The sequence below is a fragment of the uncultured Nostoc sp. genome (assembly GCF_964247315.1).
GTDB lineage: Bacteria > Cyanobacteriota > Cyanobacteriia > Cyanobacteriales > Nostocaceae > Nostoc.
The window spans coordinates 20,854-33,152 of sequence record NZ_CAXTTT010000091.1; the positions used below are offsets into that span (position 1 = coordinate 20,854).

6 protein-coding genes are annotated in these 12,299 nt (G+C 42.0%); 2 read left to right on the top strand and 4 right to left on the bottom strand.

Going from position 1 to position 12,299, the window contains the following annotated elements:
- Window positions 1-108: 108 nt before the first annotated feature.
- The 4 genes from ACFE93_RS24060 to der form a co-directional block, all read right to left on the bottom strand.
- Window positions 109-777 carry a YggS family pyridoxal phosphate-dependent enzyme gene (locus ACFE93_RS24060; protein ID WP_375476958.1) on the bottom strand — a complete coding sequence of 223 codons (669 nt, stop codon included), beginning with the start codon at window positions 775-777 and terminating at the stop codon, window positions 109-111.
- Window positions 774-1,052 (bottom strand): transcriptional coactivator PipX, encoded by a 279-nt coding sequence (pipX, locus tag ACFE93_RS24065; protein WP_109010971.1) that lies wholly within the window; start codon window positions 1,050-1,052, stop codon window positions 774-776. Before pipX ends, ACFE93_RS24060 begins: the two co-directional genes overlap by 4 nt.
- A gap of 814 nt (window positions 1,053-1,866) precedes the next feature.
- Window positions 1,867-2,787, bottom strand: a complete 921-nt coding sequence (locus ACFE93_RS24070) for an energy-coupling factor transporter transmembrane component T family protein (protein WP_375476960.1) — start codon at window positions 2,785-2,787, stop codon at window positions 1,867-1,869.
- Window positions 2,788-2,978: 191 nt separating this feature from the next.
- Window positions 2,979-4,349 carry a ribosome biogenesis GTPase Der gene (der, locus tag ACFE93_RS24075; RefSeq protein WP_375476962.1) on the bottom strand — a complete coding sequence of 457 codons (1,371 nt, stop codon included), beginning with the start codon at window positions 4,347-4,349 and terminating at the stop codon, window positions 2,979-2,981.
- 449 nt (window positions 4,350-4,798) lie between these two features.
- Here der and ACFE93_RS24080 point away from each other — a divergent pair, with 449 nt between their 5' ends.
- Both ACFE93_RS24080 and ACFE93_RS24085 read left to right on the top strand, forming a co-directional pair.
- A complete protein-coding gene (locus ACFE93_RS24080) occupies window positions 4,799-8,266 on the top strand; it encodes a caspase family protein (RefSeq protein ID WP_375476963.1) in 3,468 nt (1,155 codons plus the stop codon).
- Window positions 8,267-8,616: 350 nt separating this feature from the next.
- On the top strand, window positions 8,617-12,299 hold a 3,683-nt coding region (locus ACFE93_RS24085), incomplete at its 3' end, for a caspase family protein (protein ID WP_375476965.1).

Here is a 12,299-nt window from a genome sequence, read left to right on the forward strand (position 1 = left end):
GTCAATACTATATCCTTTGTTTCGGATTGCACCAGTCTGTTACAAAATTCTTGTCATCAAATCCTTAGCTTCTATTAATACTTAAGAGCAAGGCTGATGATTAATCAGCTAAGAGCGATCGCCAAATAATATGGTTCCTAATCGTACCATCGTTGCGCCTGCTTGCACTGCCAGTTCGTAGTCGCCTGACATACCCATAGATAGGTGCTGCATTTTAATCTGCGACCAGTTTTGCTCCTGGATTTCTTTAGCTAGCTCACGATTGAGATTAAACACACTGAGAATTTCGGAATCATTTAATCCTGAAGGCGGAATTGTCATCAAACCTTGAATTTGTAAATTTTTGTATTGATTGAGTGTGGGTAAATCAGTCAAAAGTTCAGGTACACTCCAACCAGACTTGTTGGGATCGGGGAGAATTTTCACTTGCAGGCAAACCTGGGGACTCACTCCTAGCTGTTGCGCCAATTGGTCTAAGCGCTGTGCCAGCTTCAAATTATCCACGGAGTGAATCCAAGGGAAATGCTCGATGGCTTTTTTGGCTTTATTGCTTTGCAAATGTCCAATAAAGTGCCAGGTAATATCCGGTAAGTCTTGCAACTCGGCTTGTTTGCTGGCAGCTTCTTGGATACGACTTTCCCCAAAATCACGAATTCCTGCATTGTATGCAGACCGAATGGCCTGGGCAGAAACTTGCTTGCTAACAGCAATCAATTTGACTGAAGTTGGCAGGGAGGAACGAATAGTAACAATACGTTCGGAAATCGAACTGTTCATTGGAAGGTGCGCTGGAAAACACTCTGAAGCTGATCGTACTCCTGAGATTGCCCACTGCGCCGCAGGGTACGTAAGCGATTTTCCAACATCATTCTAGCCTCAGTACGTCCTAGAGACTGGAATTTAACACCTTTAACGTCATTTGCCACCAAAAAAAATAAGCGCTGGGCATAAAGTGTGGTGAACAAATCCTGGTTCTCATCAACCATACAGATTTTGTAGAGTAAACCCCAAGTTGGATGGTTTATGTAAGTTTCTGCGTTTTCTGGATTCATTTAAGAGTCAAGGTGTAGTCAAGGTGGAAGTATATATATCTTTTCGCAGTGAATTTTAAACATTCAGACGATAATACCAACATTCGTCAGAATATTTGCTTAAAATGCGAAACTGCGGTTACGAAGACCTCGATCTAGTTCCTAATGGGCAGATGAAGCTAGTGGTAGTGAAGCGCAATGGTACAACAGAAGTCGCACAGCGTAAATTCAAAAAGTAGAGGCTGGTGGACAAATATCACCATCTGCTTTGGTGATTTCGATTTATCAATCTGTAGGGACAAGGCACAAAATAGCGCCGATCTTCTTGTTGAAAGTTCGATATGAGAAGGAAAAACACCCTTTGAAGTTCCCAACGGCAACGGCGAATTTTTCAACTTCTTTCTATACTGCCACAACTGTCGCTGAATGGCACAAAATCCTAATTGGGGAGTGGAGAGTGGGGATTGAGTACAGGAAAGAAAACTATCTTTTATTAGACTTTTTGCAAAAGTCCCTGACACCGAATATGGCAAGCTCTTAGGAAAAAAAGTGTAGCTTTAGGGGAGTGGGTTTTTATTTTTGATTTATGCAAAAGGTCTATTGATTATCTAGCATTTTCAGTGGTGTAATTTGTGCCTGAGCTTTGTGCAGAGATTCATCGGGGAATCTATAAAAAATATTAAGATTAGTCTGTAGTGTTTGCGTAAGGCTAGTTCAGACCAAAAATCTACGCTAAACAGTAGGGGATCAATTTTATGGCTGGGTAGCTGTTCAATTTCCCATTCTGACTCCTGAATTCTGCTGTATTATCTATTACCATTTTTTCGGTGCAAAATTATGCCTGAGTTCCTATAGCTAGTCGTATTCCCCAGAATAAGATTAAAGTTGCGATCGCCAGCCAGTCACGTCCTTTTAATCGTAAATCGTGCCACTGGACTCGATGCTCGTTAGGACTGGTAAAACCCCGCACCATCATTGCATTCGCCATTTGATCGGCTCGTAAGAGCAGATTTTCCAAGAGTCTCTCTGCAACTGTCATCCAAACCTTGAATGCTCCTTTTAATCCTAGCTTTTTCCAATTAATTGCTCTTGTCATCACGGAGCGAAATAAGTTTTGCACTTCTTCTAAAACTAGGGGAATAAAGCGTAAGGACAAGGTTAAAGTTAAAGCAATTTCTGTAACGGGCAATTTAAAGCGGCGCAAGGGTTGCATTAAGCTTTCTATGCCAGATGTGATTTCTTCTGGTGCGGTTGTCAGTAGATACAGGTTGGTGCTATAAATCACAGTAAAGATAAGTGTACTCAGGCGTACTGCCAAACTCAAGGAGTAGCGAGTCACTTTAACCGGGCCTTTGTGAAATAGCACGTAGCTGTATTTTTTTTTCTCAACTGCTGGCTCTTGAACAAGATTATTGGAGTTTGCTTGCTGGGTTAATATCTGTTCATTAGCTGGCAAACGTGACTGATAATCTACACCCAGTCCATCAGGACTGATGGCTGCGATCGCTAGCACAAAAAACGATAGCATTAATAGCCAACCCATTTGCTGCTGCCATACTCGGCGGGGAATTTTCGCAATCAAGGTGGCAATAATTAATACTAGTACCAGTAGCACCCGCCAATTGTTGTTGGCTAAAACATAGCTTGTTAAAAAGCTCATCAACCAGGCGAACTTGACTCGCGGATCGATTTTATGCAGCCAAGTTTGGGGTTGTTCTAAATAAAGTCCAAGTGGCAGCGATCGCAATAAATCCATTTTAGAGTTAGGAGTGAGGAATGAGGGGTAGAGACGCGATTAATCGCGTCTCTACAGTTAGGAGTTTTGACTTGAACTCATAACTTTTACCTTGTGCCGCTATCAAACTTAAGTCGATAGGGTTCTATAATTAGCAATTTTGACTTTAACTCATAACTCTTGTACAGACGCGATTAATCACGTCTGTACTCCTAACTTATTTTGACGCGAGTTGCTCTATTAACATTACCAATTTCGGCATCACGGACTTTTTTGCTTCGCCACAGTAAAATAATTGGTGTGCCTTTAAATCCTAGCTGTTGGCGGAATTGGCGTTCAATGTAGCGGCGGTAGTTGTCGTTGAAGCGTTTGGAGTCGTTGACAAATAGAGCGATCGTTGGTGGTTGGCTACTTACCTGTGTACCATAATAAATCTTGCCCTGACGCCCACCACGAGATGCTGGCGGTGAATGCCAACTTACAGCGTCTGTTAAGACTTCGTTAATAACTGATGTGCTGACACGGCGTTTGTGTGATTCAGCCGCCGTTTTCACCAATTCCAGAATCTTTTCTACCCGTTGTCCTGACAAAGCACTTACAAAAATTGTTTCTGCCCATTCGGTAAAATGTAACCGTGATTGCAGAGTTTTTTCGTAGTCGTAGATTGTGTAAGAGTCTTTTTCGACAGCATCCCACTTATTAACGACGATGATGCAAGCTCGACCTTCTTCGATAATTCGCCCAGCTAATTTTTGGTCTTGCTCGGTGACTCCATCTACGGCATCTATGACTAATAAAACCACGTCAGCGCGACGAATCGCTTTGAAAGCCCGGTTAATACTAAAAAATTCTGTGCCGTATTCGATGTGTTTCTTTTTGCGAATGCCGGCAGTGTCAATCAATCGGTAGGTTTGTCCGGCTCGTTCAATGACGGTATCAATAGCATCGCGGGTTGTACCAGAAATGGGGCTGACAATTGCCCTTTCTTCCCCGACAAAAGAATTGAGTAAGCTCGATTTGCCCACATTTGGACGTCCCACAATTGCTACTTTAATTTCATTAGTTTCTGGGATGTCTTCAATAGCAGGAATGTGATTAACTAATTCGTCGAGTAACTCTCCTGTACCACTGCCATGAATCGCGGAGATGGGGTAAGGTTCGCCCAATCCCAATTCCCAAAATTCGGCAGCTTGCATTAAGCCTTGTTCTGGTGATTCACATTTATTTACAGCTAGTAGCACAGGTACGCGTTGTTGGCGCATCCATTCGGCGATTTCTAAATCTGCCGATGTCGGGCCTGTTTGACCATCGACGACAAAAATAGCGCCACACGCTTCTGCAAGGGCTGTCATTGCCTGTTGGCGAATCAGTGGTAAAAATTCGGTATCATCATTAAAAACTAAACCACCAGTGTCTACCACTAAAAATTCGCGACCATTCCAGAAAGCTGGTAGATAAGTGCGATCGCGTGTCACTCCCGGTTCATCATGGACAATCGCCGTTTGTTCCCCGGCGAGTCGATTAACCAGGGTGGATTTGCCCACATTTGGGCGTCCGATAATTGCAACGATTGGCAGTGCCATAAAACCAGGGTAAGTGAGAGGTGTAGTATATCACGTCCTTACATTTTACTCACTTTAAACTTGAAGTTTTAATAATTTCCCAATCATTTTAAAGCGATCGCTATACTTCGGGCAAAACTGCTTTTTTGGCGCTCTGCTTCGCGCCTTTGCAACAGACATTTTGACGCCACTTGCTTCAACGGGGAAAATACACACGCGGGTGTCTTTGCCTTGGTGCAAGACAAAAAATGTTATCCGAAAAGTACCGTGGGGGTACTTTTTAAATTTAATTGGACATTTTATACTCCTGATAAAGGTTTTGGTGAATGTCCTAAAACTTAGATATCCGGTTATCTTGTGCATAAAATTAAAGACTTTCAACCAATATAAAAGTGGGGAAATAAACCAAAATCTCAATCATTATTATCTGAGCAGTTTAAAAATCATAGGTTTAGGAAATACGAATAACCATGACTCGTAACTTATATGCTTTGCTTATTGGTATTGACAATTATCCTGATTTAAATAATCGACTTCAAGGTTGTGTAAACGACATTACAGCGGTAGAAGAGTATCTTAACGAACGATTCGATCAAAAAGAATACCAATTACATTTACAAACGCTTAAGGATGACCAGGCAACCCGTCAGGCAGTCATTAATAGCTTTCGCAAGCATCTTAGTAAAGCTGGACAAGATGATATAGTTTTGTTTTATTACAGTGGTCACGGTTCTCAGGAGTTGGCACCAAAAGAATTTTGGCACTTAGAACCCGACCATCTTGATGAAACCCTAGTATGTTATGACAGTCGTACTAAAGGCGGCTGGGATTTGGCAGATAAAGAATTAGCAAAACTCATTGCCGAAGTAGCAGAAAAAGACCCGCACATTACCATTATTATGGATTGCTGCCACTCTGGTTCCGGCACCAAAGACCCATTGCAAGAGAGAGGAATACGTCGCTTACCTACAGATAAACGAGAACGCCCACTGGATAGTTTTATTTTTTCGGTGGCTGACTTAACGCAACTTTTAGATTCCCGTGACCCGGAAAAACACCCTTCTGGCTGGAAGATACCGAAAGGTCGTCATGTACTTTTAGCAGCTTGTCGAGACTACGAAACCGCGAAGGAATACTACGGGGGTGACAAACATCGGGGTAGTTTCTCTTATTTTTTGATGGATACACTTGCTAAAGCCACTGGCAAATTGACTTATCGAGATTTGTTTGGGCGGACAAATGCGATCATCCGCAGTAAAATTACAGCCCAGTCTCCTCAGTTGGAAGTGAATAATCCTGATGATGAAAACAAATTTTTCCTTGATGGAGCGATCGCAGAACGTTACCCCTACTTTATTGTTAAAAATGACCCAAACTATGGCTGGGTAATTGATGGTGATGCTGTCTGCGGAGTGCAACCACCCAAAGATGGGGAAACCACTTTACTAGCACTGTTTTCCTTTGATGCCAATATCCAAGACCTGCGTGACCCAGCAAAGTCTGTGGGTACAGCAAAAGTGACTAGTGTACTAGCAACGCAGAGTCAGGTAGATATCAAAGATGTGTCAAACCTCACTGCTGATGATACTTCTTTTAAAGCAGTTATTACCAGCCTACCGCTACCACCTTTAGGCGTTCACATTGAGGGAGATGAAGTTGGTGTAACTCTTGCACGCCAAGCACTAGCAACAGCTGGACTTGATGGTAAAGCTTCACCCTATGTACGCGAAAAGAAAGAAGTTGGTAAAGCCGAGTTTCGCCTACTTTGTCGTCATCAACAGTATTTAATTGCTCGACCTACAGATGACCGACCTTTAGTAGCTCAAATTGATGGCTATAGTCCAGATAATGCAAAACAGGCAATTGAACGTTTGGAACATATTTCCCGTTGGACAACAATTGCGGAACTCTCAAATCCAGCAACTAATATTAGAGCCAATGATGTAGAGATGAAACTCATCTTTGAAAATGAAGAATCATCTCAATTGCAGCAGATGCGTTTGCAGTACGCGTATAGGGATGGTAAGTGGCAAAATCCAGAATTTAAACTGAAACTCACCAATAAAAGTCAAAACCCACTTTATTTTGGCTTAGTCAACCTTTCAGACAGTTTCGCTATTAACGCCCCATTTTTTGAAGCAGGTAGCATTAGGCTACAACCAGGAGAATCAGCACTGGCTCTAGACGGCGAAAACTTGATACTCGAAGTCCCAGACGAGTTGTGGTTACAGGGAATTACTGAGTACAAAGACATAATTAAATTGATTGTCAGTAACGAGGAATTTGATGCTAGATTGCTGATTCAGGATAAACTTGATGCTCCTCGTCTACCTGTCACAAGAGATTTAGAATCTGCAAATCAAAGTAGCCTTGAGCGTTTGATGAATCGAACTCAAAATCGTGAAATCAAAGCCAAAAGTGCAGCAAAGTATGACGATTGGTATGCACAGGAAATTACCATTACCACTGTACGTCCCTTAGACTCTACCCCAGTTTCTCAGACAGAACAAAAATTATTAGGATCGGGGGTGAAATTACAGGTGCATCCTAGCTTGGTGGCAAATGCTCGCCTAACTACCACACCGCAAGTCAGCCGAGATTTAGGAAATCAAATTTTGCCCCCCATCCTGCGGGAAGATGCAGAAATTACTCAACCTTTCCAATTTACTAGCAGTCGAGGTACTGACCCTGGATTAAGTGTATTGGAATTAAACGAGATTCAAGATTACACAGTTGTCACCCCAGATGCACCTTTGAAGTTATTAGTAGATGCACCGTTAGCAGACAATGAATATCTTCTTGCTGTTGGCTATGATGGAGAATTTTTCTTGCCTTTAGGTCGCGGTAAAACAACTCAAGATAGGAAAATAGAAATTGAGATAGAACGATTAACACCTCCAGTTAGTCAGGGAGAACGTAGCCTGCAAGGGTCTATTCGCATCTTCTTTGGAAAAGTAATCAGTCGCCATTTTGGACGTGAATTTAAGTATCCTATTTTAGCAGTGGCTGAGGTGGGAGATGATCATAAAGTAACTTATAAACGCGATGTGATTGATGTTCAGCAGCGAGTAGCAAAAGCACAAAGAATAGCCCTCTATATACACGGTATTATTGGCGATACTGAAAGTTTAATTAGTAGCATTAATCAACCAGTATTGCAACCAGATGGGCAAAAGCTTTCTATCAGCAAACTTTACGACGTAGTTCTTACCTTTGACTACGAAAACCTGAATACTTCAATTAAAGAGAATGCTGAAAATTTGAAACGGCGACTAACAGAAGTGGGTTTAGGAGCAACCCACGGTAAAGAACTGCACATTATTGCTCATTCAATGGGAGGTTTAGTTTCCCGTTGGTTTATTGAGCAAGAAGGAGGTAATAAAGTTGTCCAACATTTAATTATGTTAGGTACACCAAACGCCGGTTCTCCTTGGCCAGTTGTTGAAGATTGGGCAAAACTCACTTTGGGTATTGGACTCAACAGACTTTCTACAGTTGCTTGGCCTGTAACAGTGCTGACAGGTTTGATGGGAATTCTGGAAAAAAATATTAGAGTAGCTCTAGCTGAGTTAAACCCAAATTCTGATTTTCTCAAATCTTTGGCAGCAAGTGAAGATCCTGGCATTCCCTACTCAATTATCGCTGGCAATACATCTATTATTCCGGCAGCATTGGAGCAACAGCTAGAGAAAAAATCTAGTGTCCTAGAACGGCTACAGCAAAGTTTATTTAAGAAAGTTGTAAATTTACCTTTCTTTGGTGTACATAATGATATTGCAGTCACTGTAGATAGTATTCAGAATATTCCCAAGGGGCGATCGCTTGCACCCTTTGTTCAACAAGTAGCTTGCGACCACTTAAGTTACTTCAGCATTGAATTACCAGAAGTCGGGTTAGACGCTTTGATTACAGCGATCATCGCCCAACAAAAAAAGTAGATAGTTGAAAGGTAAAAAGAAGCATTTCCTTTTGTTATTGTTGCCTTGATAAATTATCTACCAATACAGTTAAATTAAGGATTATTTGTAGAGATTTGATATGTGTAGAGACGTTGCAATGCAACGTCTCAAAGCAAGGTTATCAGTCGTACAAGCGATCTTAACTTAAAAGTATTGTATTAAAGGCATCAGACTTGACCGAAAACGGAAAGGATACAGAGCAACTGAATTTATTTATAGAGATCATTAATTTTGAATTTTGAATTCAAAGCAAAGCGACATGATGCTGTGTCTGTGCGTGAGATTTTCATAAGTATTCAACTGGAATTGATATTAGATGAGGCCTAATAATGTCTAAGCATAAGTTCAACCGGAATTTTGCGATTATTATCGGTATCAATGACTATATAAATGGTATTCCAGAGTTAGAAACAGCAGTTCCTGATGCTCACAAACTTGCTCAAATTCTCCAAAAGCAACATCAGAATCTCAAACAGCAATATCAAGCACAAAATAAATATGAAGTCCAGTTGCTATTGAATAAACGTGTTACCCTTAACAAACTCAAAGAACTGATTGAAGACTTCAAACAAGGACAAATACCTTTTGACAACGAAAAAGTGGTAGTTAGCGAGAGCGATCGCATCCTCTTCTATTTTGCTGGACATGGTATCGCTTTAGAAGCTCTAGAAAATCAAGAGGGGCCAGTGGGTTATTTGATTCCGCAAGATGCCACATTAGGGGATAGCAACACCTACTTGCCGATGCAGGAGTTACATGATGCCCTGAATGCACTCCCTTGTCGGCATATGTTAGCAATTCTCGATTGTTGCTTTGCAGGTGCTTTTCGTTGGGCAAGTCTTAAACGAGAAATTCTGCCCAAAATTACAGTCTATAAAGAACGCTACGATCGCTTTATCAGTGATGCAGCTTGGCAAGTAATTACTTCCGCAGCTGATGATCAAAAAGCATTGGATTTTTTGGGTATGCGGGGGGAAGTAAAAGAAGGTAACGAAGTTCACTCTCCCTTTGCCAAAGCGCTTTTTGATGCCCTACGTGGAACTGACAAAAAAGCTGACTCGAATGATGATGGCATCGTTACGGCAACTGAACTGTACTCATATTTGCGAGATCAAGTTGAAGTTGTCACAGAAAAGAATTACAAGCGGCAAACTCCAAGTCTGTGTCCTTTGAGAAAACATGACAAAGGGGAATTCATCTTTCTGTTACCTAATTTTGACCGAGATAAATTGGAGGATGCACCACCACTTAATCTCGAAAATAATCCCTATCGAGGATTGCAATCCTACGACGAAAAAGACAGTAACTTGTTTTTTGGTAGAGAAAACCTAATCAAACAGCTTTATCAGCAAGTCGTTTCCAATAAACAAACGTTGACAGTGGTATTAGGCGCTTCTGGAACAGGTAAATCCAGCTTAATGAAAGCCGGATTATTACCGTGTCTGCGTGATTCTCAGGAGCATAAGTTTCAGATTTTAGATCCCATGCGTCCAGGGGAAAGTCCTTTGTCGGCTTTAGCACAGATGTGTTTACCAATTGCAACTACAATTACTGTTGCAGAATTAGCAAAAGACGAGCAAGCTTTAGCAAACATCGTTGAACGTTGGAGCCAGACTACTCCCCAGATTAAACTATTGCTGGCAGTCGATCAGTTTGAAGAGTTGATAACTCTGTGTAAGAGTGACGAACAACGAGAGCAATTTCAGAAATTGATTAAAAATGCGATCGCTAAATATTCTGACAAAATCCATGTAGTTATCACCTTGCGACTCGACTTTGAGGGTCAGTTTCAAAACTCTATACTCAAAGACTTTTGGAATGATGATACCCGATTTGTCGTCCCACCAATGACCCAGGATGAATTCCGGGAAGCAATTGAGAAACCAGCGTCCGAAAAAGTGGTATATTTTGACCCTCCCAGCCTGGTGGATGAACTGATCAACGAAGTCGTACAAATGCCAGGTGCTTTACCCTTACTTTCTTTCACCCTCAGCGAATTGTATCTGAAATATTTAGAGGAACGAAGGGACAACCGCGCCTTAAAAAAGGAAGATTACGAAGAGTTGGGAAGAGTAGTTGGTTCTCTAACCAAACGTGCTAACCAAGAATACGATCGCTTAGTTGCTTCAGACCCCGCTTATGAAAATACAGTGCGTCAGGTGATGCTACGGATGATTTCATTGCAAGGTGGCGACTTAGCAAGGCGACAGGTTCCTAAGTCTGAACTAATTTACTCTGACAAGAAAGAAAGCGATCGCGTGCAAACAGTCATCAAACGTTTTTCTGAAGCCCGCTTAATCATTGAAGGTTCTAATTCTCAAGGCGAACCCTATGTAGAGCCAGCCCATGATGCTTTAGTAGAGGGATGGGATAAATTACTCAAGTGGAAAAAAGAAGAAGACATAATTTTACAACGGCGGCTAACAGCAGCTGCCGAAGAGTGGGAAAGTGTCGCCAGCAAGCAACAGCCATCAGGTTTGCAAGCCAAAGCTGAAACTGTAATTGATTGGTTAGATCGCAGATTATACGTTACTGAAAACTTATTTAGCAAAATCCCAACTCGGCTTGTTCATGGATTACAGCAAAGACAGCATCAACAAGAGGGTTTGAGAGAGAAACCTATACAGTTTCTTTGGAATAGTAATCCTTATCTTGATGTATTGAATCAGGAACTTCAGTCTCATGACAATTGGTTTAATCAGTTAGAAACAGAATTTGTCCAAAAAAGTGTTTTACAGAAACGCCGGAACATTAGTTGGCGATGGCGGATTGCGATCGCAGTCATGCTGGGTTTAAGTGGGTTAACTGTTTGGGCGCTGATTAGTCAAAGAAGTGCAAAGATTGGTGAAACCAGTGCTTCTAGAGAAACGGCAGAAACAGAGCTACAGCAGCAAAGGTTAGGGTTAGATGCATTAATTTATAGCCTACGAGCAGAAAGGTCACTACAACACCCACTGTTGCAATCAATATTTAATCCGGGTGAGCAGCTACAAAATCAAGTCAGAGGAACGCTGCAAGAAGCAATTTATTCAGTCCGAGAACGTATCCGCATGAAAAGGCATAAAGGCATAGTCAGAAGCATTCTTAGTCCAGATAATCAGCGTCTGGCTAGTGCTGGAGATGATGACACTATCCGCCTGTGGGATTTAAAAGGTCATCTTGTTAAAGAATGGCCAGCAAAGCAAGGCTTGGTCAATAATCTTACTTTCAGTCCAGATGGTCAACTCATAGCTACTGCTGGCCGCAATGATACCGTCCGCCTGTGGAACTTACAAGGCAATCTTGTAAAAGGATGGCAAACAGATCAAGGCTTTGTCAAAAGTATCAGTTTTAGCTCAAATGGTCGGTTTTTAGCTACCGGAGGAGCAAATGATACTGTCCGCTTGTGGAACTTACAAGGCAACCCCATTGGGCAACCCTTCAGAAGGAAACTTGTGCCTCAACAACAAAAAAAGCTAGTTTGGGGCGTAGCGTTCAGTCCAGACGATAAAATCATTGCTAGCGCTGGTGATGACGGCTTTATTAGCTTGTGGAACTTGCAAGGTCAGCCGTTGAAAGAATGGAAAGGAAATCAAGACGATATCAGCAGCATCAAATTTAGCCCAGATGGTCAACGACTAGCGACAGGAGGAAAAGATAATACTGTCCGCTTGTGGGATTTGCAAGGTCAACAGTTAGCACAGCCATTTCAAGGGCATCAAGGTAGAATCTGGAATGTGACATTCAGCCACGATGGTCAGCAAATAGCTAGCGCTGCTGGAGATGGAACTGTCCGTGTGTGGGACTTACAAGGTAAGCAGTTAGATATATTTCAAGGACATCAAGGGCCCGTCAGAAGCGTCAGTATCAGCAAAGATGACCAGCTAATAGTTAGTGCTGGTGATGATAGCATTGTGCATATATGGAATTTAAACGACCAGCAGGCACACTTGACAGAGCATCAAGGCACAGTTCGCAGCGTCAGTTTTAGTCCGGATGGTCAGCGAATAGCCAGCGCCGGAGATGATAAGAC

What these genes read in the sequence shown, in the direction of transcription:
- ACFE93_RS24060 (WP_375476958.1), bottom strand. Translation starts at nt 777, where the DNA reads ATGAACAGTTCGATTTCCGAACGTATTGTTACTATTCGTTCCTCCCTG.
- pipX (WP_109010971.1), bottom strand. Translation starts at nt 1,052, where the DNA reads ATGAATCCAGAAAACGCAGAAACTTACATAAACCATCCAACTTGGGGT.
- ACFE93_RS24070 (WP_375476960.1), bottom strand. Translation starts at nt 2,787, where the DNA reads ATGGATTTATTGCGATCGCTGCCACTTGGACTTTATTTAGAACAACCC.
- der (WP_375476962.1), bottom strand. Translation starts at nt 4,349, where the DNA reads ATGGCACTGCCAATCGTTGCAATTATCGGACGCCCAAATGTGGGCAAA.
- ACFE93_RS24080 (WP_375476963.1), top strand. Translation starts at nt 4,799, where the DNA reads ATGACTCGTAACTTATATGCTTTGCTTATTGGTATTGACAATTATCCT.